The organism is Synechococcus sp. MIT S9508, from assembly GCF_047303045.1.
Lineage (GTDB): Bacteria > Cyanobacteriota > Cyanobacteriia > PCC-6307 > Cyanobiaceae > Synechococcus_C.
Genome location: NZ_CP138941.1, coordinates 275738 through 302460, shown reverse-complemented (window position 1 = coordinate 302460; position 26723 = coordinate 275738). Strand labels below are relative to the sequence as shown.

General features: G+C 55.1%; 30 protein-coding genes and 1 pseudogene. 19 read left to right on the top strand and 12 right to left on the bottom strand.

Annotated elements, in window-relative coordinates:
- The first annotated feature begins 176 nt into the window (after positions 1 to 176).
- The 3 genes from SIB42_RS01695 (at position 177) to SIB42_RS01685 (ending at position 2296) form a co-directional block, all read left to right on the top strand.
- The gene (locus SIB42_RS01695; protein ID WP_067093221.1) at positions 177 to 446 is read left to right on the top strand and encodes a hypothetical protein; all 270 of its coding nucleotides are present in this window, start codon (positions 177 to 179) and stop codon (positions 444 to 446) included.
- Between the two features lie 166 nt (positions 447 to 612).
- Positions 613 to 1569, top strand: a complete 957-nt coding sequence (locus tag SIB42_RS01690) for a hypothetical protein (RefSeq protein ID WP_156485122.1) — start codon at positions 613 to 615, stop codon at positions 1567 to 1569.
- Positions 1562 to 2296 carry a methyltransferase domain-containing protein gene (locus SIB42_RS01685; RefSeq protein WP_074160702.1) on the top strand — a complete coding sequence of 245 codons (735 nt, stop codon included), beginning with the start codon at positions 1562 to 1564 and terminating at the stop codon, positions 2294 to 2296. Before SIB42_RS01690 ends, SIB42_RS01685 begins: the two co-directional genes overlap by 8 nt.
- A 951-nt stretch (positions 2297 to 3247) precedes the next feature.
- Here the strand turns inward: SIB42_RS01685 and SIB42_RS01680 are convergent.
- Complete coding sequence (locus SIB42_RS01680; protein WP_067093220.1) at positions 3248 to 4297, bottom strand: glycosyltransferase family 2 protein; 1050 nt, start codon at positions 4295 to 4297, stop codon at positions 3248 to 3250.
- The gene (locus SIB42_RS01675; RefSeq protein ID WP_197459848.1) at positions 4294 to 4734 is read right to left on the bottom strand and encodes a GtrA family protein; all 441 of its coding nucleotides are present in this window, start codon (positions 4732 to 4734) and stop codon (positions 4294 to 4296) included. The genes SIB42_RS01680 and SIB42_RS01675 overlap by 4 nt, the downstream gene beginning before the upstream one ends.
- Here SIB42_RS01675 and SIB42_RS01670 point away from each other — a divergent pair.
- From SIB42_RS01670 to SIB42_RS01630, 9 genes and pseudogenes are all read left to right on the top strand, one after another.
- A complete protein-coding gene (locus SIB42_RS01670; protein WP_197459847.1) occupies positions 4727 to 5881 on the top strand; it encodes a glycosyltransferase family 4 protein in 1155 nt (384 codons plus the stop codon). The two genes, SIB42_RS01675 and SIB42_RS01670, sit on opposite strands and share 8 nt — an antisense overlap.
- A 77-nt stretch (positions 5882 to 5958) precedes the next feature.
- Positions 5959 to 6312, top strand: a complete 354-nt coding sequence (locus tag SIB42_RS01665; protein WP_067093218.1) for an asparagine synthase-related protein — start codon at positions 5959 to 5961, stop codon at positions 6310 to 6312.
- Positions 6270 to 7130: a YdcF family protein gene (locus tag SIB42_RS01660; protein ID WP_231856330.1), complete on the top strand. Its 861-nt coding sequence runs from the start codon at positions 6270 to 6272 to the stop codon at positions 7128 to 7130. Before SIB42_RS01665 ends, SIB42_RS01660 begins: the two co-directional genes overlap by 43 nt.
- On the top strand, positions 7127 to 7411 hold the full coding sequence (locus SIB42_RS01655) for a hypothetical protein (protein ID WP_067093217.1): 285 nt from the start codon (positions 7127 to 7129) through the stop codon (positions 7409 to 7411). The genes SIB42_RS01660 and SIB42_RS01655 overlap by 4 nt, the downstream gene beginning before the upstream one ends.
- Positions 7412 to 7884: 473 nt before the next feature.
- On the top strand, positions 7885 to 9213 hold the full coding sequence (gene hisS / locus SIB42_RS01650) for a histidine--tRNA ligase (RefSeq protein ID WP_074160700.1): 1329 nt from the start codon (positions 7885 to 7887) through the stop codon (positions 9211 to 9213).
- 36 nt (positions 9214 to 9249) lie between these two features.
- The gene (locus SIB42_RS01645) at positions 9250 to 10692 is read left to right on the top strand and encodes a nucleotide sugar dehydrogenase (RefSeq protein WP_067093214.1); all 1443 of its coding nucleotides are present in this window, start codon (positions 9250 to 9252) and stop codon (positions 10690 to 10692) included.
- Positions 10693 to 10874: 182 nt separating this feature from the next.
- Positions 10875 to 12029: a GDP-mannose 4,6-dehydratase gene (gene gmd / locus SIB42_RS01640; protein WP_067093213.1), complete on the top strand. Its 1155-nt coding sequence runs from the start codon at positions 10875 to 10877 to the stop codon at positions 12027 to 12029.
- The gene (locus SIB42_RS01635) at positions 12026 to 13030 is read left to right on the top strand and encodes a GDP-L-fucose synthase family protein (protein ID WP_067093212.1); all 1005 of its coding nucleotides are present in this window, start codon (positions 12026 to 12028) and stop codon (positions 13028 to 13030) included. Before gmd ends, SIB42_RS01635 begins: the two co-directional genes overlap by 4 nt.
- 239 nt (positions 13031 to 13269) lie before the next feature.
- A pseudogene (locus SIB42_RS01630) lies at positions 13270 to 13490 on the top strand (GDP-mannose 4,6-dehydratase); the annotation flags it as partial.
- Positions 13491 to 13533: 43 nt separating this feature from the next.
- On the opposite strand, the gene SIB42_RS01625 reads toward SIB42_RS01630, so the two are convergent.
- From SIB42_RS01625 to SIB42_RS01595, 7 genes are all read right to left on the bottom strand, one after another.
- Positions 13534 to 14004, bottom strand: a complete 471-nt coding sequence (locus tag SIB42_RS01625) for a hypothetical protein (protein ID WP_067093211.1) — start codon at positions 14002 to 14004, stop codon at positions 13534 to 13536.
- A gap of 141 nt (positions 14005 to 14145) precedes the next feature.
- Positions 14146 to 14349, bottom strand: a complete 204-nt coding sequence (locus SIB42_RS01620; protein ID WP_074160698.1) for a photosystem II reaction center protein J — start codon at positions 14347 to 14349, stop codon at positions 14146 to 14148.
- A gap of 11 nt (positions 14350 to 14360) precedes the next feature.
- Positions 14361 to 14480, bottom strand: coding sequence for a photosystem II reaction center protein L (locus SIB42_RS01615; protein WP_066904825.1), 120 nt, complete (start codon positions 14478 to 14480; stop codon positions 14361 to 14363).
- A gap of 23 nt (positions 14481 to 14503) precedes the next feature.
- The gene (psbF, locus tag SIB42_RS01610) at positions 14504 to 14641 is read right to left on the bottom strand and encodes a cytochrome b559 subunit beta (protein WP_074160697.1); all 138 of its coding nucleotides are present in this window, start codon (positions 14639 to 14641) and stop codon (positions 14504 to 14506) included.
- A gap of 9 nt (positions 14642 to 14650) precedes the next feature.
- Positions 14651 to 14899, bottom strand: coding sequence for a cytochrome b559 subunit alpha (gene psbE, locus SIB42_RS01605; protein ID WP_067093210.1), 249 nt, complete (start codon positions 14897 to 14899; stop codon positions 14651 to 14653).
- Positions 14900 to 15007: 108 nt separating this feature from the next.
- On the bottom strand, positions 15008 to 16018 hold the full coding sequence (locus SIB42_RS01600) for a photosynthesis system II assembly factor Ycf48 (protein ID WP_067093209.1): 1011 nt from the start codon (positions 16016 to 16018) through the stop codon (positions 15008 to 15010).
- 78 nt (positions 16019 to 16096) lie between these two features.
- Positions 16097 to 16453 carry a rubredoxin gene (locus SIB42_RS01595; protein ID WP_231856350.1) on the bottom strand — a complete coding sequence of 119 codons (357 nt, stop codon included), beginning with the start codon at positions 16451 to 16453 and terminating at the stop codon, positions 16097 to 16099.
- Between the two features lie 213 nt (positions 16454 to 16666).
- Here SIB42_RS01595 and SIB42_RS01590 point away from each other — a divergent pair, with 213 nt between their 5' ends.
- From SIB42_RS01590 to SIB42_RS01580, 3 genes are read left to right on the top strand one after another with little or no spacing between them, the layout of a single operon-like run.
- Positions 16667 to 17029 (top strand): NAD(P)H-quinone oxidoreductase subunit 3, encoded by a 363-nt coding sequence (locus SIB42_RS01590; protein ID WP_066905075.1) that lies wholly within the window; start codon positions 16667 to 16669, stop codon positions 17027 to 17029.
- A gap of 4 nt (positions 17030 to 17033) precedes the next feature.
- Positions 17034 to 17807 carry an NADH-quinone oxidoreductase subunit NuoB gene (nuoB, locus tag SIB42_RS01585; RefSeq protein ID WP_067093208.1) on the top strand — a complete coding sequence of 258 codons (774 nt, stop codon included), beginning with the start codon at positions 17034 to 17036 and terminating at the stop codon, positions 17805 to 17807.
- The gene (locus tag SIB42_RS01580) at positions 17804 to 18352 is read left to right on the top strand and encodes an NAD(P)H-quinone oxidoreductase subunit J (RefSeq protein ID WP_067093207.1); all 549 of its coding nucleotides are present in this window, start codon (positions 17804 to 17806) and stop codon (positions 18350 to 18352) included. The genes nuoB and SIB42_RS01580 overlap by 4 nt, the downstream gene beginning before the upstream one ends.
- A 53-nt stretch (positions 18353 to 18405) precedes the next feature.
- On the opposite strand, the gene SIB42_RS01575 is transcribed toward SIB42_RS01580, so the two are convergent.
- Positions 18406 to 19767, bottom strand: a complete 1362-nt coding sequence (locus SIB42_RS01575; protein WP_067093206.1) for a gluconeogenesis factor YvcK family protein — start codon at positions 19765 to 19767, stop codon at positions 18406 to 18408.
- 237 nt (positions 19768 to 20004) lie between these two features.
- Between SIB42_RS01575 and SIB42_RS01570 the strand changes: the two genes are divergently transcribed.
- The gene (locus SIB42_RS01570; RefSeq protein ID WP_067093345.1) at positions 20005 to 20748 is read left to right on the top strand and encodes an ABC transporter ATP-binding protein; all 744 of its coding nucleotides are present in this window, start codon (positions 20005 to 20007) and stop codon (positions 20746 to 20748) included.
- Positions 20749 to 20751: 3 nt separating this feature from the next.
- On the top strand, positions 20752 to 21681 hold the full coding sequence (locus tag SIB42_RS01565; RefSeq protein ID WP_067093205.1) for an MlaD family protein: 930 nt from the start codon (positions 20752 to 20754) through the stop codon (positions 21679 to 21681).
- Between the two features lie 6 nt (positions 21682 to 21687).
- Here the strand turns inward: SIB42_RS01565 and SIB42_RS01560 are convergent, their stop codons facing one another.
- Entirely contained in the window at positions 21688 to 23847 is a 2160-nt protein-coding gene (locus tag SIB42_RS01560) for a magnesium chelatase subunit D family protein (RefSeq protein WP_067093204.1), read from the bottom strand.
- Positions 23848 to 23868: 21 nt separating this feature from the next.
- Here SIB42_RS01560 and folK point away from each other — a divergent pair, with 21 nt between their 5' ends.
- Positions 23869 to 24396, top strand: a complete 528-nt coding sequence (folK, locus tag SIB42_RS01555) for a 2-amino-4-hydroxy-6-hydroxymethyldihydropteridine diphosphokinase (protein ID WP_067093344.1) — start codon at positions 23869 to 23871, stop codon at positions 24394 to 24396.
- On the opposite strand, the gene SIB42_RS01550 is transcribed toward folK, so the two are convergent.
- Entirely contained in the window at positions 24379 to 26178 is a 1800-nt protein-coding gene (locus SIB42_RS01550; protein ID WP_231856329.1) for an ABC transporter ATP-binding protein, read from the bottom strand. The genes folK and SIB42_RS01550 overlap by 18 nt on opposite strands.
- Between SIB42_RS01550 and SIB42_RS01545 the strand changes: the two genes are divergently transcribed.
- The gene (locus SIB42_RS01545) at positions 26151 to 26711 is read left to right on the top strand and encodes an NUDIX hydrolase (protein ID WP_067093203.1); all 561 of its coding nucleotides are present in this window, start codon (positions 26151 to 26153) and stop codon (positions 26709 to 26711) included. The genes SIB42_RS01550 and SIB42_RS01545 overlap by 28 nt on opposite strands.
- Positions 26712 to 26723: the final 12 nt, after the last annotated feature.

The following is a 26723-nucleotide window of genomic DNA, read 5'->3' as shown; positions in this document are numbered from 1 at the left end:
AAATTACAGGCTTCTGATGAAGGCTCAAAAGTATTTTTGAGACTGGATCTACTCTATTGATTGTGTACCTGTTAACTAGATGGTGCGACTTTGCTTCGATGCCATGAAAAAATGTAAACAATGTACCGCCAATGATGGAATAAGAGTCTGAAAAAATTGGCAAGGAATATTTTAATATGACTGGATTAAAAATTAATAGAGAAATGAAAAAGATCTTTTTAATCAATACATTGCAGCCTGAATTTGAAAGTATCGGCGTTAATATGAACCGTGGAATCGCGAGTAATGAATACCAAGTAAACGCTGAAAATGTAAAACAGGTAATCACCTCAATCGTGAAACGCATGTTTGAATTGATGCTGAGTTTGGACCAGGCGAATGCTATTAGCGAATACAGTGGTGAAAATATAATATATACGGCGTCAAACTGTAGATTAACGAGTTGATTTCCAGCCGCTACATACCAGACATTGTCAGCTGCTAATCCTTTCGCTCCAGGCACGAATAGCCAAAGACAAGCAATCGAGGCAACAGCAAGTGCTGTGACTAGATGAATCCTATTGCTCATGAGCTAATATAAGTTCCCATAAAAGTTGTCTGCTGAGTGGAGTTTTGTTTCACTATAGTTTAGATTGGGTTCGCCGCTGGTCATCTGCTACTGGAGCAGCACTTGGCTTAGAGGTTCATAAAGGTATATGGCTTAAGTATCGCATCTTTGGGTTTGAACGCCTTGTTGCGGTACCTTGGCTGCCATTTTGGTTTGTTAGTGATATTTCAAAGCTAAAAATGCCTTGGGATTTCTCTGAGAATCTACACGACTCGATTAACTTGCCAGCGATTCGATTCGACTGTCCGATTGACGATGATTTAGCTCGTCTTTCGGCCCACGCTGGATTGCTCCATCATGTCATTGTTCTTGGAGATAGTTATGAGCAATACTTGCATCAGCTATCTAAAAGAGTGCGCGAAAAATGCAGGCAGGCGATCAAAAGATTATCCTTTGCTGAATATAATTATATCCCTAATTCTGACATGGTCAGAATTAATTCTATTTTGTTGCGCGAACATTGTCGACTAGGCAGTCCATGCCCACCACTGCATTATATTCAGGGTTTGTTGCGTTCTGGATTAGCAACTCTTTGTATCGCTAGAGAGGATCAGAGAATTGTAGGCTTTTTCATTTACTCTTCAGAGAACCGTGTGTTCCATGTCAAATGGTTGGTTATGGATAGTGCCTATTCAACTAATTTTACATCGATAGGCCTATGGAATCAGGCGATCGCACTTGCTTTCAGTACTAATCAGCAAATCTTTAGCTTGGGATCCACATCACAATGGGGTTTGAGTATATTTAAGGAACGGCTTGGAGCTAAACGGGCTCTACTTCATAGCTGTCGAGTCAGCAATGATGGAACAGTGCAAATGTACGCTAACTCTAAACTTTCAATTTATTTTAATTTGGTATTGCGAGCTTTTTTGAGAATACTGACTAGGCTGGTCATCTCTACAAGAAATAAATCTCTGTATACTCTATTTAGTAAGTTTTGCTGGATGTACTCCTGTGGATAATTTTGGGAAAAACTCTTTTGCAGATTGGAGACACTACTTTCAAGAACGAGCCTTATGCTCCGACATCCCTGGTTATTACGTCAACGGGTTTATAGACGCAGCGCTTGTTCGCGCTATTCATAAATCTGTTCGTCATCTATTAATCCAGCAACAGTATCAAGTCGTTTTTGACTGTGGATGCGGCGATGGTTCTGTCACAGCACCAATCGCTTCTTCTGGAATCCAAGTATACGGCTTAGATTTCTCTCCTGCTATGTGTATGAGGGCAGAGCGCCAAGGCCTTATTCCGGTTGAATGTGATCTGCTAACACTTCAACATCAAAATATTTTTGAGTACTGTGGGCAAAGCTTTCTATATCCCAATAGTTGCCTCTTATTTTGTGAATCATTAGGATGTATTGATATGCCTTTAGATTTTGTTGCTCGGGTTATTGGCTCTAATGTTGGGAATTCAGATTTTGTCATTTCCTTTCCAAATGGCTCTTCTTTAATTCGCCGAGCAGTTTCACTGTTTGACTCTCTAAAGATCAATTATTTTGATCTTTTCGCACTCACAAAAGCTGTCAAGAGTTCCAGCGCTCTTCTACCTCAGAATGTTTTAGCAATCGTCTCGCTGCCTTTCGTCTACTCATTTGTCTTGGATGTGAACCGATGCCACCCATTCCTTCGTTCTCTTTTGACTTTAGTGGCGTCAAACTATGTAGTCCGGTTTGCGCCACGTGTGTAGTCTTGAAATTCTTATGTCATTAATTTGTACTATTTCATGATTCATTGAAAATGAGTCCCAGTTAATTTCGCGTGTTTAGCGAACTTGTGTCTAGGCTATTAAGCAAGCTAAAAAAATAATTATTAGTCGTCTAACTGATTGAATCAATGAAAGTCTGCTTTAAAATCTGTGTATTTCAATAGTTAAAGCATCTTCCGTAAAATGCTTCTGCATCGATTTACCTTGTTAGGGCTGCTTAATCCTTTTTGGGAAACTAGTCTCTATGCAGTGCAGACTCGCTTTTCTCCTTAGGCGGATGTAAGGGATATATAAGAGAGTGAGGCTTTGGGCACGGTTAAGAGCCAATAAATTTTTTTTTATTTATGCTTTGATATTTGACCGAATATATATCGGTGTTCGAAGTCTTTCGAAGTGCTAGAGGAAGCTGCGCGACTCGGTATGGCTAAGGTCATCTAGTGTGATTTACATTTTGATTATTAGAAGTCTGTTCATATTCCATTCGTGCAGGCCCTTCCTTGCTCGGATTTTTACGTAGATTATGATAAATTAGTGTTCATTGTATTCGGGAGAATTGCTCAGAAAGATCTAGGGGCAATTGGCGATTTCTTGGATCTTCTTAATTTCGCTTCATTAGTTTTTTAGCTTCTTCATGAAGAGTTTAAAGGCGATGATTTGAGTGAAGCGTAAATCTCTTTACTGGTTTTGCGAAGAAGTGCTCAATTTCCTTTGCTGCTTGTGCTTGCCTCCATTGGTTCAATATAATCAAATTGTTTTTATTGTGTATTTTAGCTTGCCCTGGTTGTCTCCCGTTCGGATTTGCATTCTTTGAAAAATTGATGTGTAAATTTGAATAGTTTTTATTTTATAATGACGGATTATGCTATTGGATTGGCTTTTGAGATAAATTGCTTTGATATGCAAGAAAACCATTCTCTGGCTTATAGCTATTAGTTAATCGACTGATTGTTTCTTCTCCAAATCCCGCAGTAGAGCAGGAAAGCGCAACACCTTCACATCACTACCTGAGCGGTAGTCGTAGAGGAACAGCAACAGCAAGCTCACCAGAGCGGTAGCGCAGGCGGTTGTGAAAGCGCTCGAGGTGCCAGCACTCACTTGGGTTCGATCGGCGATCTCAGGGCCAACCCTCGTAATCCACAGGTATCCGGCCAGCGCTGAGCTTAATGCCGTCATCAGCAACAAACCGCTACCCAAGCTAACGCTGGCCATGTAGCAGCGGAGCAGTCTCGACAGGGTCGCTTGGCTCCAAAACCCCAACAGCGGCAGCACCATCGCGCCACTTTCCATTGAGCTGATCCAGCGTTCCCCATAGCGCGGCAGCATCGCAAATTCCCGTAGCTCAAGGCCCAGCCAGGCGCTGCGGACCAGCACACTGCTTTCAAATAAATAGCGCTGCTGCAGTGATGGCCCCAGTTGAGCTGCCATTAGGTAGCGGCAGCTCAACTGATTCAAGCCCAAGTAGCCATTGCTGATGTCAGTGAGATTGCGGTAGGCCAGGGCCGCCCGCGCCATCGGTTCCAGCAGGATCGAGCCCAGTTGGCGCGCCCAAGGGATAGATCCGGGTGGGCTTGGCCAGCGGTAGCGGCTGCCCTTCACTAGAGCTAGCTCACCAGCCGGCTGCCCAAGTAGGTGGGGTATCAGATCCAGTAAATACAAGGGCGGGTGCTGGCCATCGGCGTCGAGCTTCACCATGGCCTGGCACTGCTGCTCCAACGCTGCCTGCAGCCCCGTGAGGGTGGCGGCTCCGACGCCGCGGTTATGGCTGTGGTGCAGCACCTGCACCTGGGGATGGCCGGTAATTTCGTGCCAGCTCTCCTCGGGGCAGGCGTCGTTCACCACCAGCACGAGCAGTTGGTAGTAGTTCCCCAGCTCCTCCCCGACCCTGAGCACTCCAGCTACCACCGGGCCAACGAGGCCCTTTGCTCGGAAGCAAGGGATTACCACAGCCACCTGGGCTGGATTGAGCTCGGCTGGGTTTCTCATCGAAACACCAGCCGTCTCTGCAGGCTGTAGGAGGTGAGCGCCAGCACTGGGACCAGCATGGCTACGGCATGCGAACGTTGCAGCTCGGCTCGTAATAAGACCGCCAGCGCTTGCCATTGCATCAGCCAGCTCAAGGTCACCACTAGGACGTAGAGCTGTGGACTGCCGCTGCAGCCAAACACGGCCCTGGCACTGGTGAGATAACTGCAGCCGGCATGCAGCAGCTGGCTCAGCAGGGTGGCAGAGATCACGGGCAGAGCACCCAGCAGCACCAAGAGCGCCCCTTGGCTAACCAGCGTGTTGGCCGTGCCTGCCACCACAAAACGAAACCGGCGTTGCCTGCCCAGCGCGGCGATGTGCTGCAATTTGATTACTCCCTTAGGGCGACTGGTGCCAGCAGCAAAACAGACTGCCCCGAAAGTGCTGTTGGTGTCCAATACCAGCTGGTATCTCTACAACTTTAGGCTGCCCCTACTCCAGAACTTGCGCGCACATGGCTATGTCGTGGAGTTGGTGGCACCCCACGATGCCTACACCGCCCTGTTGGAAGCGGAAGGATTTACGGTGCATCCCTGGCTAGTCGCGCGCAGCTCCGTAAACCCTCTCAGCGAAGCCCATGCCCTCATAGATCTGTTGCGCATCTATCGACGTGAAACGCCGGATCTCGTTCACCATTTCACAATCAAAGCTTGCCTTTACGGCACCATTGCCGCCAAGGGAGCGCGGATATATCGGGTGATCAATGCCGTGACTGGTTTAGGCCATGTGTTCCTGGGTACGCGAAAACGCAGCCGATTGTTGCGTACGGCAATCAAGCCGGTGTATCGCGCGGCCTTCAAAGCGCGTCGGTCCACGGTGGTGTTCCAAAATAGCGACGATCAAGAGACCTTGATTCAGCTTGGAATTACCGATGGCGAGCGGGCTCGCCTGATCCGCGGCTCCGGTGTCGACATCAACCGTTTTAAGCCCAGCGCAGATTCCGCTGGCCAGTTCCACGACCCCCTGCAGGTGTTGTTCCCCTCGCGCTTGATACGTGAAAAGGGCATTGCAGAGTTGTTGCAGGCCTGCCGGAGTCTGTGGGCAAATGGAGTCGAACTTGAGCTGTTGGTGGCCGGTGCACTCGATAGCGGTAACCGCTCGGCATTGACCCCGGCTGAATTGGCTGAGTTGCGTGCCAATCAACGCATCCGCTGCCTCGGCCATGTTGAGGACATGCAGCTGGTCTATGCCGCCAGCGACATCGTGGTGCTTCCCTCTTGGCGGGAAGGTCTTTCTCGCGCCTTGATCGAGGCCGCCGCCATGGAACGCCCGATCATCACTACCGATGTGCCGGGCTGCCGCGATGTGGTCGACCATGGCATCTCCGGTCTATTGGTGCCTCAGCGCGATGCCCGTTCGCTGGTGCTGGCGATTCGCTTGCTGCTCGAAAATTCTGCTTTGGCAAAGCGCTTCGGAAAGGCAGCGCGCCAAAAAGTGGTTTCTGAATTTCAGGTCTCTCTGGTAAATGAATCCACAATGCAGCAATACTCGAGGCTCTTGGCTGCATCGTTGGATCGCAAGCCCCTTTTAAAGGGGATCTTTTAAGCGACGTGCGGCTTAGCTGGGTTTTGGATGCATCCTGGTAGTGCACAGACCCGTATCTCCAACAAACCGCTGCGGCCATGGCTGCTGCACTTCAGCATCGAGGCGCGGATGCTGCAGGAGTGTGGGCTGAACCCAGAGCCGGTATGGCCTCCCTCGCTTGGCAGTTGCCTATTAGCTTGAAGATGCCAGATGGTGCTGACAAGTCGGCTCTAAGTCAGCTGCTGGATTGCAATGTGCCTCGGTCCTTGATCGATCGCCCTAAAGCAGGCTTTGGGCTGCCCATAGGTTCTTGGTTGTGTGGACCCTTGAGGTTTTTGGCGGAAGACCTGCTCAATCCAGCGTTGATTCGCCGCCTGGTCTGGTTGCGGCCTGAACCAGTGCAGCGCCTTTGGCAGGCTCACCTGCGGGTGCTGATCACCCCCTTCCCCTAGCTCTGGAGTGTGTTGATGTTGCAGGGCTGTTATTCCCAGTGGCTTCAGTGATGTTTTTATTCAGCAAGATCTTGCCCCTATTGCTGCTGCCCCTTGGGGTGGCGATGCTGCTGTTGGTTTGGGGAGGGATTCACGGCAGTCGTTGGCCTGGGATCAGCGCCTTGGCTGTCCTCTGGATCTTTGCCACACCGCTCACCTCTGAAGCTTTGTGGCGTTGGCTAGAGCATCCTTATCAGCGCCGCACCGCTGCTGCGGTTCTTCAAAACGCGAGGCCTGCAGCGGTGGTGGTGCTTGGCACGGGCCGCCATGCCGCTCCTGGGCCTGCTCGAACGAGTGAATGGGTCGATGCTGATCGTTTTTTTGGAGGCCTTGATGCCTTCGTGCAGCTTCGGAAGCAAGGGGACGATCCCCAGCTGATTTTTACGGGTGGTTGGTGGCCCACTCAGCCCAATTTGCCGCCCGAAGGGCATGTGTTGCGTGAGCGTGCGATTGCCCTCGGGATGCCTGCGAAGTCCGTTCTCAGCACAGCGAGAGTACGCAATACCGCCGATGAAGCAAAGGAAGTAGCTGCGATGCTCCCAGTCGGCAGCACGCTCATGCTGGTTACCTCAGCTTTTCATATGCCTCGGGCCCGGCGGTTGTTTGAGCGGCAGGGGCTCACCGTTCTGCCTTTTGCCCTCGATTTCCAGGCCAGCGGTGCCTGGGCAGGTCACCCCTTCCGTGATCCGCTCAACTACCTCCCAACAGCTAGTGGATTGCAGCGCAGCAGCCGTGCCATTAGAGAAGCAATAGGCCGTACGATCTTTCGCGCCTGGTGACTCCTCCCCTCGAACGGCATCGTTCTGGTTTGCTTTCGATGGCCTTGGCTGGAGTTGGCTTCTGGCTTGTTTGGCCATTGATCAGGCCTGTTTTGTTCCCAGCTGCTGGGAGGTCCTGGTTGTTGGTGCTGGATGGCTGCCACCGCCTTGATCACGCCCTGACCCTTCAGCGCCAAGAACCCTGGGGTTTGTCGATTCTGTTGATCACCTTTCCGGCCACAGGCCAGCCGGACTACTTTTCACAGACACCAGGCTTCTCCTCCGCTTTCGGTTTTGTATGAGCGCCCCGAGTTTGGGGGAGATTCGGTAGGGCAGGCAGTGGCTTTGGCGGATTGGATGAAGATGTTGCCTCCTCAATCACGCCCATCAAAGATGCTGGTGCTTAGTGATAGAAACCATTTCCCAAGAGCTAAATGGGTTGCTCAGTTGGCTGTTGGTGGTCTGGGCACGAGGGTGAAATCTTCGCTCGCCGACAAAGAAGTCCCAAGGAGGCTGATTGAACCATGGTCACGGCAGCAGATTTGGCCATCGCAGCTTGATTTGCTGCGCATGCAGCTCTGGGGTATCAGTGGATCCACTGGTACTGACTTCGCTCTTTCAAAGAGCAATGTCAAGCATCGGCTTTGTTGGGATTGAATGTGTTGATCTGCTTTGGTAAACCACTTGTGTCTATATCTGGGGCGGTTTCGCCTGTGTTGAGTCCAGGCTTGATCCTGTGGCCCTGCAAACTAGTTTTCACTAAACAAACAAGGGCGTGAGTCAGCAGCTGCAAAGCCTTCGAGGCATGGTCGACTTGCTCCCGGGAAAGACGCGTCTCTGGAGGGCTGTGGAGTCTGTGGCTCGGGCCCACTTCCAGCGCTCTGGATTAGATGAGATCCGCACGCCGCTTCTAGAACCCACTGAGTTATTCAATCGCGGTATCGGTGAAGCTACCGATGTGGTGGGCAAGGAGATGTACACCTTTGCTGATCGCGGCGATCGCTCCTGCTCGCTGCGCCCTGAAGGTACAGCCTCGGTGGTTCGTTCGGCAATTGAGCACGGCTTACTCAGCCAGGGGGCACAGAAGCTCTGGTATGCCGGACCGATGTTCCGTTATGAGCGCCCCCAGGCCGGCCGCCAGCGTCAGTTCCATCAGATTGGCGTGGAATGTCTCGGTGTTAGCAGCGCCCGCAGTGATGTAGAGGTGATCGTTCTTGCATGGGATCTGCTTCGGGATTTGGGTGTATCTGGCCTTGAGCTTCAGATCAACAGTCTTGGCACTCTGGAAGATCGCCAGCGCTACCGACAGCAGCTGGTGACTTGGTTGGAAGACAGAGTTGATCAGTTGGATACCGATTCCCAGCAGCGACTGTCAACGAATCCTCTGCGCATTCTCGACAGCAAGAACCCGTCAACTCAGATTCTGCTCGCGGATGCTCCCACCTTGGTGGAGGCTCTCAGCCAAGAGAGTGCGAAGCGTTTTGAGACCGTTCAGGTATTGCTAAATCAGCTGGCGATTCCTTTTCAGTTCAATTCTCGTCTTGTGCGAGGCCTCGATTATTACGGGCATACAGCTTTCGAGATCGTCAGCGATCAGCTCGGAGCGCAGGCCACGGTGTGCGGAGGTGGTCGCTATGACGGGTTGGTGCAACAGCTTGGGGGTGCTTCGACGCCTGCGGTGGGTTGGGCTCTCGGTATGGAGAGGCTGATTCTGGTTTTGGAGGCGGAGGCGGCCGCGAATCCTGATGGAGCAGCGGCAAGACTGACAGCGACACGTGTTCCGGATCTTTATTTGGTGAATCGCGGAGATCAAGCTGAGGCTCTCGCTTTGAGATTGGCCAGGCAGTTGCGGGCGGCTGGTGTATCCGTTGAGTTGGATGGCTCCAGTGCTGCCTTTGCGAAGCAATTCAAGCGCGCTAATCGCAGTGGTGCTGCCTGGGCTGCGGTGATCGGCGAAGAGGAAGCTCAAGCTCGTCAAGTGCGTATCAAACCTTTGCTGAAAGCAGGCGAAGAGCAGCGTTTTGAGCTTAATGACCCTGCTGCAGTGGTGGCTGTTCTACAGACCACTGCCCAGAATTACCTTTGCCCCGAGGATCAGCGATAACCTTCCAGCGTTTGATGGCCTAGACCCCACAACTGGATGCCTGCTGCTTCAATTCGTTCTATCTGTTGCATCGGTGCTGGTTACGTAGGCGGTCCGACCATGGCGGTCATCGCCGATCGCTGCCCTGAGATTCAGGTCACAGTTGTTGATATCAATCAGACTCGCATCGATGCCTGGAACGACAGTGATCTGAGCAAGCTGCCAGTGTATGAACCAGGACTGGATGCAGTGGTTGGACGTGCTCGAGGCCGCAACCTCTATTTCTCAACGGCTGTAGATGAGGCGATCGCTGCAGCAGACATGGTGTTTATCTCCGTGAACACACCCACTAAAACAAAAGGTCTTGGCGCTGGCCAAGCCAGTGACCTCCGCTGGGTTGAAGCCTGTGCTCGTCAGGTCGCTAAATCCGCAACAGGTCACACTATCGTGGTGGAGAAGAGCACTTTGCCGGTGCGCACCGCAGAAGCGGTGAAGTCCATTCTTTCGGCGGCTGAGCAATCCATTGACGGCGCCCAATGCAGTTTCTCCGTGTTGTCCAATCCAGAATTTCTGGCGGAAGGCACCGCGATTCCTGATCTTGAATCCCCTGATCGGGTGCTGATCGGCGGCGAACATCCTGAGGCCATTGATGCTTTGGCATCGGTTTATCACCATTGGGTGCCTCAGGAGCGCATCCTGCGCACCAATCTTTGGAGCAGCGAGCTCTCCAAGCTCACGGCCAATGCTTTTCTTGCCCAGAGGATCAGCTCGATCAATTCCGTTGCGGCTCTCTGCGAAGCAACTGGCGCGGATGTACGTGAGGTGGCCCGGGCGATTGGCAGCGACAGTCGCATTGGTTCGAAATTTTTGAAGGCAGGCCCGGGATTCGGTGGTAGCTGCTTCCAGAAAGACATCCTCAACCTCGTATATTTGTGCAGGCATTTCGGGCTCCCCGATGTAGCCAACTACTGGGAATCGGTGGTTCAGCTGAACAGCTGGCAGCAGCACCGCATTGCACGCACGGTGGTGCAGAAACTGTTTGGCACCGTCACGGGCAAACGCTTGGTTGTCCTTGGTTTTGCTTTCAAGGCCGATACCAACGACACTCGGGAAGCCCCGGCAATCCGCATTGCTAAGGATCTATTGGAGGAGGGTGCTCAGCTTGCCATCCATGATCCCAAAGTTGATCCGGGTCAAATTGCATGTGATCTGAATTTGCCAGCGAGCACAGCACCCGATGCAGAATCGGGTCCTACACGAGCGGCACTCAGCGGTGAGGGTACTTGGTGGCCCATTGACGACATCCCCTCGGGGTTAAAGGGGGCTGATGCAGTGCTCATCCTTACGGAGTGGACTCAATATCGAGAGCTCGATTGGTTGACTCTGGCTCCTTTGATGCGACAGCCCGCTTGGGTCTTCGATGCGCGGTCGGTGGTCATACCGGCTGAAGTTCAGGACGCTGGTCTGAACCTCTGGCGTGTGGGTGAAGGCCAGCCATGACAAGCCCTGTTTGAGTCACCGGTGCTGCTTGATTCATCGGCGCAGTCCTCAGCCTGCGTTTGCTGGAACGTGGTTATCGGGGCACGGCATCGAAAACCTCGCCATCTTGCAGCTGACGGACCTCAAGGAGTGTTGAATGCTCTTAGTTTCCCTAATATGGTCGTCGACCGTTCATTGATTGAATGTCTGAGTTAAAAGAAATCAAAAGAGCTTTAATTACCGGTATAACTGGTCAAGACGGGAGTTATTTGGCGGAATTGTTGCTTGAAAAAGGCTACGAAGTTCATGGAATTAAGAGGCGCGCAAGTAGTTTCAATACCATCCGAATTGATCATCTTTATCAGGACCCTCATGATCAAGATCCGCGTCTAATTCTGCATTACGGTGATTTGACTGACAGCACTAATTTGATTCGAATTATTCAGAATGTTCAGCCGGACGAGATTTATAATCTTGGTGCACAAAGTCACGTAGCGGTCAGTTTTGAAGCGCCGGAATACACGGCCAATAGCGATGCTTTGGGCACGCTGCGCATTTTAGAAGCTGTGCGGATGCTTGGCCTGGTGGAGAAGACGCGAATTTATCAAGCGAGTACTAGTGAGCTCTATGGATTGGTTCAAGAAATGCCGCAGAGGGAGAGCACACCTTTTTATCCCAGAAGCCCCTATGGAGTAGCCAAGTTATATGCGTATTGGATTACGGTGAATTACAGGGAAGCTTATGGGATGTATGCCTGCAATGGGGTGCTGTTTAACCATGAAAGTCCAAGACGTGGTGAAACGTTTGTGACGCGTAAAATAACTAGAGGTCTAGCGCGTATTGATGCCGGTTTAGAAGAGTGTTTATACATGGGTAACCTCGATTCTCTCAGGGACTGGGGTCATGCACGGGATTACGTGGAGATGCAATGGAGGATGCTGCAGCAAGAGGGGCCTCCTGAAGACTTTGTGATCGCTACGGGGCGGCAAGAATCGGTGCGGCGCTTCATTGAGCTGGCTGCAGTAGAGCTGGGCTGGGGTGCCATCGAGTGGGAAGGCAAAGGTTTGGAGGAAACCGGTAAACGCAGTACTGGAGAAGTAGTGGTGAGAATTGACCCGCGTTACTTCCGTCCGGCTGAAGTTGAAACCCTTCTTGGTGATCCCACAAAGGCCCAGGAAAAGCTTGGCTGGACGCCGACAACAACGTTGGAGGAATTGGTTGCAGAGATGGTGGTTAATGATCAAGAAGAAGCGAAGAAAGAGGCTTATTTGAAGCTGAAGGGCTTTGATGTTGTGGGCTCAATGGAGAATCCACCAACAAACTCGGATGCAGTGAAGGCCGCTGGAGGCAAGGCATGAACAGTTTGATCAAAGCGGATGACCATTTTTTTGTGGCTGGAGCGCGGGGCATGGCAGGCAGTGCGATCTGTAGGGCGTTGCAGAAGAAGGGTTATGGCGATGCAGCGAAAGGAGGAGCCTTACTGACGCCAACGCGGCAGGAGTTGGACCTCTTGGATAGTGAGGCTGTGAAGACTTGGTACTCAACGTACAAGCCAGATGTGGTGGTGCTTGCGGCTGCCAAGGTGGGCGGAATTCACGCCAATGACAACTTTCCAGCTGATTTTCTGCTGGATAACCTAAAAATCCAGACGAACGTGATTGAAGGGGCTTGGAAGGCGGGTGTGAAGAGGCTGCTGTTCTTAGGCAGCAGTTGTATTTATCCGAAGTTTGCAGAGCAACCGATTAAAGAAGAAGCATTATTGACGGGATTGTTGGAGCCAACCAATGAGTGGTACGCGATCGCCAAGATAACTGGAATCAAGCTATGTGAATCATTGAGAAAGCAATACGGCTTTGATGCGATCAGCTTGATGCCGACGAATCTTTATGGCCCTGGAGATAACTATCACCCGGAAAACAGCCATGTGCTACCGGCATTGATTCGGCGCTTCCGTGAAGCCAAGGAGGCAGGGGCAAAAAGTGTGACATGTTGGGGAACGGGATCACCGATGCGTGAGTTTTTGCACGTGGATGATCTGGGTAATGCCTGCGTTTTTGCGCTGGAGAGCTGGAGCGCTCTTTGGAGTGATGCACCAAAAAATGATCAGGGACAATCGCTGGCGTTTTTGAATGTGGGAACGGGAGTGGACCTAACGATTAAGGAATTGGCGGAACAAATCGCAGCGTTGGTGGGGTTTCAGGGAACGATTGAGTGGGATACAACTAAGCCGGATGGAACACCAAAGAAACAGTTGGAAGTAAGTCGTATGAAGGGTTTGGGGTGGAATGCGAAGATTTCTTTGTCAGATGGATTGGCGCCTTTGGTTGCAGAAAATCTTTCTGATTTGATTGCAAAGTAGTTTTAAGTTTCTTGCGTAAAAGGTGACTCTAAGAATCAGCTCGAGTAGTTAAAACGCTTTCATTTGCATGTGTTCGAAGCCTTGAAAAAATTTGAAGTTAATGTCTTGGATTAGTCTTTATTTCAATTATGCATGCTTTTTGTGCTTTGCGAATTGTATTGGTTTTGTCAAGTAAAAGGAGCTTCTGCAGAAAGAGAGAGCACCATTTTCCCCAAGCAGCCTCTGTGAAGTTGTGCTGAATCACTGTGAATTACCGTGAGGCCTATGAGCTATATGCCTGTAATGGAATGCTGTTTAACAATGGGAGCCCGAGGCGTGGTGAAATGTTCGTCACGGCAAGATCGCACCACGGGGCTTGGCAGAGATTGATGCGGGCATAAATGATTGACTGTATTTGGACAATCTTGATTCATTGAGGGATTGTTTTTATGCAAGGGATTCTGTGGTGATGCAGCGGCGGTTTCATGAAGTATTCCCTCGTATTTGTAATGGATGATGTGTACTTAATTTAAGTCGTAATAGCGTTTTCCATCCATACGTTTCTGGCGGTGTCGCCCTGCTTCCCTGCGCGAGTACTCGCTTGCCGTGGGGTTTGCCGCGACAGGATCAACATGGGCCACCTGTTCCCATAGCTCCCTGGGAGCCCAACGCACCGTGTGATTTACGCGGTCGTGCTTGATCACATGACACCACTGCATTCTCCCGCATTGTGGGCAATACAACTCCTCCAGCCATTCATTGCTGAGCACCAGCACTGGATAGGCGTGGATGATCAGCTGAGCGCGTTTGGCCGAAATGCCTCGTTCCTGTAGTTGTTCGGGCTGCAGCAGATGCAGGTAGTACTTCCTGCCGTTGCCTTCGATCGGCTGCTCAGGGTGGGCTGGGCAAAACACTTGCCGCTTCTTGGGGCGGCGATTGCGCTTGGGTGAGTTCGAAACCTTGGAGTCGGCTGGCTTCTGGGCGAGAAGAACCATCAGAGACTGGCTGTCCCTTCAACCGTATGCCGACGAGCTGACCTTCGTCTGGATTGATCGCTGGGATGAGTGCGCAAGAAAGGCACAAAAAAACCGGGCATGCACCCGGAGAATTTGTTTGCAATTCCAATGCAAAGCCAGTCAGGCGGAACCCACACCTGTGTAAGAACCGTAGAAGAAGAGTCCAAGCACAAAGATTGCAGCCATCCCACCTGCTGTGGCAATTAGCCACAGAGGCAACGTTCCCTCAGTCCAACGTGAGCGCCACTTAACGGCGGGAGAGCCGTCAGGAAGACGATCTGGAATACGTCCGTCGGGCAAATTGCCTGCATTCTTAGGCTTCATAATTAAAAAACTCAGTTAAAGAAGTAGCTGGAAAACAGAATGCCTGTGACGAACACAAACAGCAGACCCAGATAAAGGCTGGTCCGGTTGAGTTCAACCGGCAACGTATTAGGATTTTTGTTGCGCTCCATGATGTCTCAGAACGATTGGGGGATCAGCGGCGAATAAATTGCATGGCGGCCAAAGCGCCAATAAAGAACACTGCAGGGACTCCCAGGGTGTGCAGAGCAAGCCAGCGCACCGTGAAGATCGGATAAACGCGTGGCTTTGAAGAGGTGGGTGTTTGAGTCATGGAAAATACTTATTTCAGCCGTGTGTCGAGGCTCGACTTGCCTTCGAATCGCTGACCAACCACGGGAGCTTTGCTCTCACTGGCTTGGTAATACGAGTCAGGGCGAGGAGTTCCGAAGGCGTCATAGGCAAGGCCTGTAGACACGAACAGGAATCCGGCCAGGAAGATCGAAGGCAGTGTGATTGCGTGGATCACCCAGTAGCGGATGCTGGTGATGATCTCGAAAAACGGGCGTTCCCCCGTTGAGCCGCCGGCCATGACTTCGAGTGTAATTGCCCAATGATCCTAAAGGCAGGGGCCCTGCGACTGCGCTGGGACCTGCCAGTTGGTTACAGAGCGTTGTTCGCCATTGGCTCTCAGCAGCTGTTAGGTGAGGGCTGACCAGCGCAGCATCAGCCCCCTCTCGCCCAGTAGGAATGCATGCTGTTGACGATCTGTGTCGTCGAACACAAATCGCGTGAAGTTGGTTGGAGCCTGCACACTTTCAGGATCGCGCTCCCAGCTGTTGCCTTCATCTCGGCTCACCAACAAGGTGCCGTTACCACCACTGGCCCAGATCGCTCCGTCGTCGGACCAGGCCATATCCAGATAGCCATAGCCATTGGTAATAGGAATAATCGGCTTGCTCCAGCTTTCGTTGTCGGCAGCGTCTTCGTTGAAACGAATCTGAGCACCGCGAGCAACCATCCAGAGCCGGCCATCGGGCTGGTAGCCAATGCTCTGCAGTCGTTGGCTGCTAACGCGTTGGTGAACCTGCCAGACCGGTTGTCCTGGATCCCAGGTGGCGTAAAAGTTCCCCAGGCTGCTCACGCTCACGTAGGCGCCATCAGGGCTCCGGCGCAGGTCACGGGTTGCACCCGCTGCATCGCTCACCTCGGCATCCCAGCTGCCACCACCATCGCTGGTTCGGTACACAGCTCCCACGTTGGTCGCTAGTTCTGCACTGTTGGGTCCCAGTGCCGTAATCAGGTAGGGCTCGCCTGGCAGCTTCGTGTCCAGGAATAGTCGCGTCCAGTTCTGGCCCCCGTCGGTGGTGTGCATCAGCAGGCCGGGCTGACCGGCGATCCAGCCGTCATCACCATCAAAAGCAATGCTGATCAGGCGGAAGTTCTCTTCCTCCGGCAGATCCAGGCTGCGCTCGTTCCAGCTCGCGCCACCATCATTGGTTTCCAGAATCAGGCGGTTGCTGCCCACCAAGAATCCGTGCTCGGCGCTGGTGAAGGCGATATCCAGAGGATTGGCCTGAGTGTTGAGATCGATCACTTGCCAGGGGCTGGCAGTTGCGGTTGGCACTTTGGTGGTGACGCACCCGCCAAGACCGAAGCCGATACAGACCACGAGTGCCAAGTGGGCCAGGGATTTGATCAGGGAATTCATGCCGGGTTGAAAATGAAGACAGGCTTGGAGCAATACGGGTGGTGCAGCGCAAAAGTATCTGCGCCGATCATTTAGTAATTAACGCAGGGAATACAACGAGAGGAAGAAGGCGAAGCCAAGAGCCAAGCTGCCGAAGATCAGCACATTCTTCTGCCCCGGGGTTAAACGATTGACGCCCAAACCGAAATCGAGATTCTCTTCGAAGCCACTGGCCTTTGCACGTGGTCCGATGTCTCGGAAAGCGCCAACTTTGCTACGGCAGACCGGACAACGGAACGCCAAAGCATCAAGCTGCTGAAAAGCGGTGCCTGATTCGATGCGCAATTTTTTGACGCCCTCTTCAGGGTCGTAGACAAATCCGCAGCTTCGGCACTCGAAACGGTGCGTGAGTGGATCACTCGCTTGTTCCGCCAGAGTCTTTTCTGGGACACGCACTTTAACCTCTTCTGTGGCCTCCGCTAGGTGATCAGCCTCGCCAACTGGCTTCGCCTCTGAATCAGCATCGATGTCATTCGCAGGGTCCTGCGGTGGTTGTGTTTCGTCGCTCACCGCTGATTGACCGGATGTGGACACTCTATCGACGTCTCCTGGCCAAACGTCAGCCAGAGGCTGCAAATGCCAGACTGCAGCCTATTCCGTTCAGCCCAGATGTTTGTCCTTCCGGGGTATGACGCGTTCCTCGGCTTCTTGCTGATCGCAGGAGCCGTGCCTGTGCTCGCCCTGGTGACCAACAAGCTTGTGTCGCCGCGGAGTCAGGTCGGTGAGCGCGAACTCACCTACGAATCTGGTATGGAGCCGATTGGCGGTGCCTGGATCCAGTTCAACATCCGCTACTACATGTTTGCGCTGGTCTTCGTGATCTTCGATGTGGAGACGGTTTTCCTCTACCCCTGGGCCGTTGCATTCCATCGACTAGGTATTTTGGCTTTTATAGAAGCGCTGGTGTTCATCGCCATCCTCGTGGTGGCTTTGGCGTATGCCTGGCGCAAGGGCGCCCTGGAGTGGAGCTGATCCCATGACCTCATCGACCGAACGAGTTGCAACAACTGGAGAAGCCCCCTCGATTCAGGCGGTCCGTGATCTGAGGGAGTCCAGCTGCGGCCCCGTGGCTGGCTCGGCTGATGGGGTGCCGACTGTCACCCAGGACCTGAGTGAAAACATCATCCTCACCAGTCTTGATGATCTGCACAACTGGGCTCGATTGAGCAGTCTCTGGCCACTTCTCTACGGAACGGCTTGCTGTTTCATCGAATTCGCTGCCTTGCTGGGCTCTCGTTTCGATTTCGACCGGTTTGGTCTAGTGCCACGCAGTTCACCGCGCCAGGCAGACCTCTTGCTCGTCGCTGGCACGGTTACCATGAAGATGGCACCTGCATTGGTGCGTCTGTATGAGCAGATGCCTGAGCCCAAATATGTGATTGCCATGGGTGCGTGCACCATCACCGGGGGCATGTTCAGCTCAGACTCAACTACTGCTGTCCGTGGTGTGGACAAGCTGATTCCCGTTGATCTCTACTTGCCAGGCTGTCCGCCCAGGCCAGAAGCAATTTTCGATGCAGTGATCAAGCTGCGCAAGAAGGTGGCCAATGAATCTGTGGCCGATCGCCGTCTGTTGATCCAGACCCATCGCTACTGCACGGTTGAGCATGCGATGACCCAGGTTGAGCCGATCGTTACTGGTGCTTACCTGCGCGCTGAAACCCAGGTGGCTGCATTGAAGCCTGGCGCAGGTCTACCGATGCCCGCGCTTGAAACAGCCGAGCCCGTCAAGATCCCTGAGGAGTCATGAGCCCAACTCCAGAGAAAGACACCAAAACAGATTCTCCAGTTGCGACTGGTCCAGAGCCAGGCTCGGTCAGCCAATGGCTTAGTGAGCAAGGCTTTGATCACTCCGTGCTCGATCCCGACCATGTTGGAGTTGAGCAAATCGGCGTTGAGGCACTGTTTCTCCCCGTGATTGCCGCGGCTCTTAAAAGCCATGGATTTGATCATCTCCAGTGCCAAGGCGGCTATGACGAAGGACCCGGCCAACAATTGGTCAGCTTCTATCATTTCATCGCGTTGGCAGAAGTTGCCGATGGTCGTGTAGATCAGTTGCGCGAAGTACGTCTGAAAGTCTTTCTGTCCAGAGAGGGAGAGCCGAGTATCCCCAGCCTTTACGGACTGTTCCGAGGTGCCGATTGGCAGGAACGTGAGACATTCGACATGTTCGGGATCAATTTTGAAGGCCACCCCCATCCCAAGAGGTTGCTGATGCCTGAAGATTGGACCGGTTGGCCCTTAAGGAAGGACTATGTCCAGCCTGATTTTTATGAGATGCAGGACGCTTATTAAACGTGCATCAAAAAGACTTTTGCTCTTGAATAAATATATTTTTGTGTTGTGAATTAAATTGCAACCGAAGGTTTATCTGTTTTGTGCTTTCTGTAAAAACGCATTATTGCTAGGGCCAAGCTGCGGGGATCGTGACGCAGGGTTGCGGTGGGCCGACTGCCTTGTAGTGGTGCTTCCATCACGTCGTATCCCTCAATCTCGAGTTCACGGCGGTTGCAGGTCACAGTTTCAGCTCCGCGTGAGCGGTAGTGCTTAATCAGTGGTGATTCCCTGATGGGCTCTTGCGCTAGCACGGCGTCAAACAGTCGATGGCTGATGCCGAGAGAGGCCAGTTGCGCTTCGATGGCCCTGAGGTGTCCGCTCACATCCAGCCCATCCGTTTCTCCTGGCTGCGTCATCAAATTGCAGATGTAAAGCCTGGGAGCGCGGCTGCGCTGGATTGCGCTCACCAGTTCTGGGACCAGCAGATTGGGCAGAAGTGAGGTGTAGAGGCTGCCTGGGCCCAGCAGAATCAGATCGGCTTGGGCAATCGCTTCAAGAGCCCTCGGCAGCGCTGGTGGGCGTTCTGGTAGGCAGCCCAGACGAACGATGGGGCTCGGTGCTTGTCCGATCGCCGATTCGCCTTCGATGCGGCGACCGTCTTCCAGTTCCGCCCACAGCCGCACATCTACATTCGTAGCGGGTACAACCTGGCCCTGAACCGCCAGCACTCGGCTGGAGGCGGTGATTGCCGTTTCCAGGCTGCCGGTGATGGCGGTGAGCGCCGAAAGAAACAGATTGCCGAAGCTGTGACCTTCAAGGCCTCCTCCGGCGGAGAAGCGGTACTGGAAAAGTTTCGTCAGCAGCGGTTCTTCAGTAGATAATGCGGCCAGGCAGTTGCGGATGTCGCCGGGTGGCTGCACGCCCAGTTCTTTGCGCAGCACGCCGCTGCTGCCACCGTCGTCAGCCACGGTGACGACGGCTGTGATGTTGCTGCTGTAACGCTTGAGGCCACTCAGCAGCGTGGACAGCCCGGTGCCGCCGCCGATGGCAACAATGTTTGGCCCCCGATTGAGGCGGCTTTTCGCCCGCAGTGCATCTACCAGAACGGTGTCTTTTTCCGGGGCCAGGGCCTGCTGGATGGAGCCGAAGCTGCGGCTCTGCCCCCAGAGCAGCAGGCCGACGCCTACCAGCAGTACTAACGGCCCGGTAATTCCCCTCGGCAACACGCGAGTGATCCAGCTCAGAGATTCCTGGATAGCCCAGAGCATCCAGTAAATGGGCTGTAAGTCGGCCCAGACGGCAGCGCCCAGAAGCGCCAACATCAGTCCAATTCCTGAGGTGAGCAGCCAGCGCTTAACCACTAGACCTGGCTGCAGCCAACGCACCGCTCGGCGGGAGCGCAGCACTAGATCACGCTGCCGAGCTGCCTGCATGGCCCGGATGCGTTGACGGCGTCCGCGGTGGCTTGGGCTGGTCAAGTGCAATCCGGGGCCAGGGTCGTCGCTTCCCTCGCGATGAGGGAACTGTACGGAAGTTGTTCCTGATGGGCATCCTCATTGGTGTAAACGAGGCAAGATGGGCGCGTAACGCGCGAAAACCCCGTGCAGATCAGGCTGGACCCGACATCTCCAGCAACCCAGACTCCAGTGGTGGAGATGCGTGACCTCACGATGCAGTGGGGTTCTAAGCCAGTTTTGGACAAGGTGTCGCTCTGCATGCAGCCAGGAGAGCGCATTGCTGTTGTTGGCCCTTCTGGTGCGGGAAAATCCACGGTTCTCAGGCTGCTTGCAGGACTTCAGTTGCCGACGGCAGGGGAGCTGCGCCTGTTTGGCGAACCTCAGGAGTACCTGCGTCTCGATCAGCGCCGTCCAGCCGACGTGCGACTGGTGTTTCAGAACCCTGCCTTGCTGGCCTCACTCACGGTTGAGGAAAACGTCGGCTTTCTGTTGATGCGCCTCGGGCGCATGAGCCCTGCCCAGATCGGTGAGCGGGTTCAGCAGTGTCTCGAGGCCGTTGGGCTGAATGATGTGGCTAACAAATATCCCGGCCAGCTCAGCGGTGGCATGCAGAAACGGGTGAGTTTCGCCAGGGCTCTGATTGATGATCCCGATCGCGAGGAGGGGGCGATGCCCTTGCTGCTTTACGACGAGCCGACGGCAGGGCTTGACCCTGTTGCATCAACCCGTATCGAGGATTTGATCGTGAAGACCACCACCGTTGCCCGTGGCTGCTCAGTGGTGGTGAGTCATGTGCACAGCACGATCGAGCGATCAGCCGAACGGATTGTGATGCTCTACGGAGGTCGTTTCCAGTGGGACGGCACGGTTGATGAGTATCGCTCCACCGACAACCCTTACGTCGTTCAGTTCAGGACGGGTAACCTTCGCGGACCGATGCAGCCCTCCGATCAATGAGCCATGCGCCGTAGTGTCCGTGAAGCCCTGGTTGGGTTTTCGATCGTTGGAGCGCTCGCAGGATTTGCCGGCACCATGCTGTGGCTGAGAGGTGTGCGTCTGGGGTCGGAGACCTGGACTGTTACCGCAGACTTCGCCAATGCCGCAGGGCTGGCGGCCCGCTCGCCCGTCACCTTCCGCGGAATCATGGTCGGCACGGTTCGATCCATCGACGTCACTCCGATGGCGGTGAAGGCAACGTTGGAGATCAATGCCGATGATCTGCAGCTGCCTTTGCCTGTGAAGGCTGCCGTTTCCTCGGCTTCACTGCTCGGGGGAGACTCACAGGTCGAACTGGTCACAACCGGTTCACCGCTCCCGAAGAATGCGCCAAAGCCGAAATCAGGCCGTTGTCGCAATAGCGGAATCCTTTGCAACGGTGCAACCATCCAAGGAGAGTCAGCCACGAGTCTTTCCGCCGTGACAGCCTCCCTTGAGCAGCTGCTCAATGAAGCTCAGAAGTCGAACCTGATTCCAGCACTGGTGGAGTCCACCAAGCAGTTCGGGATCACCAGTCAGGACGCTTCGAAGTTTCTCAACACAGCTGATCTGGCGGCTGAAAATGTCGACACGCTCGTCCACCAGTTGCGCGCTGAAGTGGCCAGAGCCAAGCCCACCATTGAAAATCTCAACAGGGCCACGGCTGAGGCTGCCGATGCTGCTGCCCATATCAACAACCTGGCAGGAGCGATCGACAACCCAGAAACAGTCAGTGATCTGAAGCAGACTGTGACCAATGCCCGTGAGCTCACCGCACGCATTGATCAGGTTGGTGGTGATATCGAACAGCTCACCGATGACCCCCGCTTCATGAAGGGTCTCCGCAGCGTGATGATCGGTCTCGGCACCTTGTTCGAGGAGGTCTACCCTGCACAAACCGGTGGATCGAAGTAGCCAGAATCAGGTCACTGCGTTGATGGCATCCATGGCAATGGCAGCGATGGCCTGATCGCTGGCTTTAGGTAGTTGCACGTATTTACCACCTGCTGCTTCGGCCAGGTCTTTGCCCATGCCACTGCCGATGAATTTGCGTTCGGTGTCGATCACCAGCAGCTTGATGCCCAGCATTCGGTAACGCGTCGCCACATCCAGTACTTCCTGTTTGAGATCAGGCTTCTCTTCACCTTCCAGCTCCGGTTGGCCTAGTGAGGTGCTCAGTGGCACGTTGCCGCGCCCATCGGTGATCGCCACTACCACCACCTGGCCCAGATCTCCTGTGGCCAGGGCATTGGCGCCAACCCGGGCTGCTTGGGTCAGTCCGTGGGCCAGCGGTGATCCGCCGCCGCAGGGCATCGATTCCAGGCGCCGGCGCGCTGCGGTGATCGAGCGTGTGGGCGGCAGCAGCACTTCGGCCTGGTCGCCTCGGAAGGGGATCAGTGCCACTTCGTCGCGGTTTTCATAGGCCTCGGTGAGCAGCCGAATCACAGCACCTTTGGCGCTCTGCATGCGGTTCAGGGCCATGGAACCGCTGGCATCCACCAGGAAGATCACCAGAGCTCCGGACTGGCGTTGCAACAGCTTGGCCCGCAGATCGGCTTCCTCAACGATCACGTTGCGCCCAGGCTGGCGTTCGCGCCTTGCCTTCTGGTAGGGCGCCGCTGCGCGCAGCGTGGCATCCACGGCGATACGCCGCACGGGCCCCCTGGGCAGAATCGGTTTCACATAGCGGCCGCGGCTGTCGCTGAGCACCACCGAACGACTGCCGCTGCTGCCGCTTTTGCTCTTGGCAGCGTTGAACAGCAACAAGTCGGGATCAATCGAGACTGCCTCTGGATCGAGCATGAACTCCTCGGGGACCGAAGGCGGTGCCTCGTCCTGATCCGACTCGTCATCATCTGAGTTTTCGTCGTCGCTGTCTTCGTTGGAGGCCTCCTCGGTCGGGTCGTTCTGATCCTGATCAGACCCTTCTGGCGGAGGGGGCTGGTTTTCCGGGTTCTGCTCGCCTGCCTCCGGCGGCGGTGGGTTCTGATCTTGAGGGGGTTCCGGCGGCGGCGGCGGCTCCATCTGCTGATCTGGCGGTGGCAGTTGCGATGCACGCGGCGCGATCACCAAGGCCACAGCCACCTGCAGGTCGTCTGCTTCGACCTGTTCACGGCCACTGAGGGCCGCATGGGCTTTGGCGACGCGCACTGCATAAAGCTCGGATCGGTGCCCTTCCACGCCGCCGCGAACTGCTTCGGTCACGAGGTACTCGATCTGCTCACGACTGATGCGCACGTCCGGCAGCCACTGACGAGCGAGTAGAAGCTGGGTGGCAAGAGCATCGGTGTCCTCTTTCCAGCGCTCGGAGAAACTGCGGCTGCACTGGCCATGGCTCAGAACCGCATTGGTGATTTCCACGCGTTCCTCGGTGCTCACCAACTGATTGGCTGAGAGGGCGATCGCAAAGCGGTCGAGCAGGTGGTCGCGGACGTTGCCCTCCTCGGGGTTGTAGGTGGCGATCAGCAGTGGCCTGCAGGGGTGGCTGAGGCTGAGGCCTTCCCGTTCCACCTGGTTTTCGCCGGCACCCACCGCGGCCAGCAGAAGATTGATGATGCCGTCATCGAGCAGGTTGAGCTCATCGACGTACAGCACTCCTCTGTGAGCTTCTGCGAGCAACCCCGGTTGGAACACAGGGCTGCCGCTGGCCAGTGATGCCGCCACATCCACGGCACCGACCAGTCGGTCCTCGGTGATGCCCAGCGGCACCTGTACGAAGGGAGCGGGAATCACCTTGGAGGGTGGCTCGCTGCTCAGCCGCTCTCGCCAGCTCCCATCCCATTCCTCGGGTCGGGTCGGGTCGAGGTTGAGCCCCGGTCCTGCAGGGAGATCTGCGCTGTCTTGATCCAGCACCTCGATCGGTGGCAGCAGGGCATGCAGGCCCCGTGCCAGAACGGATTTGCCGGTGCCTCGGCCGCCGGCGATGATCACGCCCCCCAGGCCGGGGTCTACCGCTGCCAGCATTAGGGATAGTTTCAGCGTTCCATGGCCAGTGATGGCTGCCAGTGGGAATGCACGGCTCGCCTGTTCTTGAGCAGCTGTGCTGGCCATGCCGCTAGCGACCCCTCCACCTGAAACCATGAATGTTTGCCAGCCCTGAGCGTGAGCGCCAGTCTCGCTGATCAGCCTCAGTCCCTTGCAATTGCCCTTGGGGCGAACCTTCCCAGTGCCGCAGGTGTGCCTCGCCAGACGCTGATCACGCTGCGTCCTCAATTGGAGCAGCTTTTGATCTCCTGGGGCAGGGCTGCATCAGCAGAGATGCGCTGCTCCTGGTCGCCACTGCTGGAGACGGCTCCAGTGGGCGGGCCACCAGGACAGCCGCTCTACTGCAATGCCGTGGTGCTCTGCGCAGGTGTACAGCGCTCAGCCTCCGAGGCTGCGGCGTTGCAGTTGCTCACGGAGCTGCATCAGCTTGAGCGATGTTTTGGCCGTGATCGAGATAAGGAGCTGCCGTGGGGTCCGCGCACTCTCGATCTGGATCTCCTTTTCTGGGGGGAATGGCGTCTGGATCATCCGCAGCTGGTACTGCCTCACCCTCGTCTGCACCTGCGCCAATTTGTTCTGGAGCCCTTGCTGGCAGCCATGCAGCGATCAGTCGACTGGTGTCCTGAGTCAGATCTTCAGCAATGAAGAGGTCAGGTCGATCACCCCATCAGCTTGTTGGATCAGAGCTGGGTCGTGGCTGCTGATCAGCACCAGTCGCTCTCGCGACCGTTCAGCGATTACCTCTCGCACCAGCTGGCTGGCGCTGGCATCAAGAAATGCTGTGGGCTCATCCAGCACTTCGACCGGTCGGCTACGCAGCCAGGCTCGTAACAAGCCAAGTCGATGGATCTCACCGCCGGAGAAGGGGGTCTGGGCCAGTGACATGCGGGTATCCAGGCCTTCCTGTCTGTCCAGTAGGTGGCTGAGACCTAGGCGATGCAGCCATTCCTCAACGGTCTTGTCGGGAAGATCAGCGCCAAGCAGCAAGTTGTCGCGCAAGCTGGCCTCAAACAGCACGGCATGTTGTGGTGCGCAGGCCATCAGGCCGCGTAACTGCTGGGCAGCCGATAGCCCCGACAGCTGAAAGGTTGTGTCTTGGCAGTGGATCGTCCAACAGCTGTTCTCTTCGTCTCGGAGTCCGCTGATCTGATCCAGAAGATTGGTTTTGCCGCAGCCGGAAGGCCCTGTGATCACGACCAGTCGGTTTGCTTGAAGGCTGATGGATGTGGGCGGAGCTGCTCCAGGGTCTGTGCTTTGCCAGTGAAGCTGGCCCCAGTGTTCCAATCTGAGTGTGGGCAGCGATTGTTTGCTCAGAGTTGTCCCATTGGTTTGCGAAGGATTGGACCGCAGTTGATGGCGTCGCTCAAGCAGAGCCTCGAATCCAGGCAGGCTGCCAAGGCAAAGGCGTCGGGCCTGCACCACAGCGCTGAGCGATGTACCGGCTCGATAGGCCAGCACCAGTGTTGAGGCCAACACTTCAGCTTTGAGTGCGTCCCCCTGCATCAGCATCCAGAGGCCAGCAATCGCGACCACCAGGGTGTCGCGCCAGGCGTTGTAGCCCGCGCGTCTGCGTACCCGTTCCTTCAGCAGCAAGCGGCCTTTGGCTGTCTCCCGCGCAAAGCGGTTCAGCAGCCAGTCTTGTGCGGCAGCGGCATGCAAGGCTTTGAGTCCATGCAAGCCATCCCCCACGGTGCGTTGCAGGGCTGCATTCAGGCGAGTCTGGATTCGGCCCAGCCCCCAACTGCCCGATCGTTTCAGCAGGGCCGCGCCGGCGGTTGCAGCCAGCGCCAGCAGCAGCGGCCAGGCTGCAGTGCGTCCCACCAACAGCACGCTGATGAGATAAATCAGCATGGCCAGCAGCGCCTGAACCATGCGCAAGGCCTGATCCAGGCTCATGGCAGAGCGAGTGATGTCGGCCATCAGCAACGCCAGCAGATCCCCCCGGCCAAGCTGATCCAGTTGCCTGGAGGAGGCTGAGAACACCTCATGCAGTAACTGCTGCCGAAGCCGATCGCTGAAACCGGAGCGCAGCCATTCCCTGCTGACGGCCACCCAGGCCTGGATCAGCCCTCGAGCCAGGATCAGGCTCACCAATAGAGCCAGGCTGGATGACAAGGGCAGCGCTTTAAGTAGATCTGGCGATGCAGCGGACTCTGTCCCCGAGTTCAGCAAGAGGCTGACGGCCAGCCCAAGACCAGCGATGTCGAGCAGGCTGCTGAGCACGCTCAGCAAGGTCTGCAAGGCGAGATGTCGCCAGCCCGCCTCCCGCGCTAAGGCCTTGAGGAGCTGCAGCTGCTGCAGCCGTGCTTGATCAGTCAGTGCGATGTGGAAACAAGGGAAGGTCGTCCGTCGATCCTGACGCTCACCCGCCATGCTGGTGCCCACTGTCGTGAGAAGCCATGGCTCCGCTGCCGGCTCCAGAGCCATACGAGCTGCTGGAGACCATCGATGCCCTGGATGCGCGAAAAGTGCGCTTCGAGCGCAACCGCATCAGGTTGCCCATGGGGGTAGAGGCTAGTTTCGGGATCATCAAGCATCCAGGCGCGTCACTGGCTGTGCCAATCACCGATGAGGGGCAGGTGGTGGTGCTGCGTCAGTACCGCTTTGCTGTTCAGGCCAGGCTTCTGGAGTTCCCGGCAGGCACGCTGGAGGACGGAGAAGATCCTTTGGAGTCGATGAAGCGGGAGCTCGGAGAGGAAGCCGGCTATAGCGCCGCTCGCTGGGATGCCCTTGGTCCCATGCTGCCTTGCCCTGGCTATTCCGATGAGGTGATTCACTGCTTCCTGGCCAGGGATCTCACGGCGCTGGAGAACCCCCCGGCAGGAGATGACGATGAAGATCTCGAGGTTCTGCAGATGAGTCCTGCCGAACTGGATGCTCGCCTGAGTTCCGGCGAGGAGTGGCTCGATGGCAAAAGCGTGACCGCTTGGTATCGGGCCAAGCAGTTGCTCGGTTTCTGAATTCGCGACCAC

Bases quoted from the DNA above. Each gene is read 5' to 3' on its own strand.
- SIB42_RS01695 (WP_067093221.1), top strand. From the start codon at position 177: ATGACTGGATTAAAAATTAATAGAGAAATGAAAAAGATCTTTTTAATC.
- SIB42_RS01680 (WP_067093220.1), bottom strand. From the start codon at position 4,297: ATGAGAAACCCAGCCGAGCTCAATCCAGCCCAGGTGGCTGTGGTAATC.
- SIB42_RS01665 (WP_067093218.1), top strand. From the start codon at position 5,959: ATGGCTGCTGCACTTCAGCATCGAGGCGCGGATGCTGCAGGAGTGTGG.
- SIB42_RS01645 (WP_067093214.1), top strand. From the start codon at position 9,250: ATGCCTGCTGCTTCAATTCGTTCTATCTGTTGCATCGGTGCTGGTTAC.
- gmd (WP_067093213.1), top strand. From the start codon at position 10,875: ATGTCTGAGTTAAAAGAAATCAAAAGAGCTTTAATTACCGGTATAACT.
- SIB42_RS01635 (WP_067093212.1), top strand. From the start codon at position 12,026: ATGAACAGTTTGATCAAAGCGGATGACCATTTTTTTGTGGCTGGAGCG.
- SIB42_RS01625 (WP_067093211.1), bottom strand. From the start codon at position 14,004: ATGGTTCTTCTCGCCCAGAAGCCAGCCGACTCCAAGGTTTCGAACTCA.
- SIB42_RS01620 (WP_074160698.1), bottom strand. From the start codon at position 14,349: ATGAAGCCTAAGAATGCAGGCAATTTGCCCGACGGACGTATTCCAGAT.
- SIB42_RS01615 (WP_066904825.1), bottom strand. From the start codon at position 14,480: ATGGAGCGCAACAAAAATCCTAATACGTTGCCGGTTGAACTCAACCGG.
- psbF (WP_074160697.1), bottom strand. From the start codon at position 14,641: ATGACTCAAACACCCACCTCTTCAAAGCCACGCGTTTATCCGATCTTC.
- psbE (WP_067093210.1), bottom strand. From the start codon at position 14,899: ATGGCCGGCGGCTCAACGGGGGAACGCCCGTTTTTCGAGATCATCACC.
- SIB42_RS01600 (WP_067093209.1), bottom strand. From the start codon at position 16,018: ATGAATTCCCTGATCAAATCCCTGGCCCACTTGGCACTCGTGGTCTGT.
- SIB42_RS01590 (WP_066905075.1), top strand. From the start codon at position 16,667: ATGTTTGTCCTTCCGGGGTATGACGCGTTCCTCGGCTTCTTGCTGATC.
- nuoB (WP_067093208.1), top strand. From the start codon at position 17,034: ATGACCTCATCGACCGAACGAGTTGCAACAACTGGAGAAGCCCCCTCG.
- SIB42_RS01580 (WP_067093207.1), top strand. From the start codon at position 17,804: ATGAGCCCAACTCCAGAGAAAGACACCAAAACAGATTCTCCAGTTGCG.
- SIB42_RS01575 (WP_067093206.1), bottom strand. From the start codon at position 19,767: ATGCAGGCAGCTCGGCAGCGTGATCTAGTGCTGCGCTCCCGCCGAGCG.
- SIB42_RS01570 (WP_067093345.1), top strand. From the start codon at position 20,005: ATGCAGTGGGGTTCTAAGCCAGTTTTGGACAAGGTGTCGCTCTGCATG.
- SIB42_RS01565 (WP_067093205.1), top strand. From the start codon at position 20,752: ATGCGCCGTAGTGTCCGTGAAGCCCTGGTTGGGTTTTCGATCGTTGGA.
- SIB42_RS01560 (WP_067093204.1), bottom strand. From the start codon at position 23,847: ATGGTTTCAGGTGGAGGGGTCGCTAGCGGCATGGCCAGCACAGCTGCT.
- SIB42_RS01545 (WP_067093203.1), top strand. From the start codon at position 26,151: ATGGCTCCGCTGCCGGCTCCAGAGCCATACGAGCTGCTGGAGACCATC.
- SIB42_RS01550 (WP_231856329.1), bottom strand. From the start codon at position 26,178: ATGGCTCTGGAGCCGGCAGCGGAGCCATGGCTTCTCACGACAGTGGGC.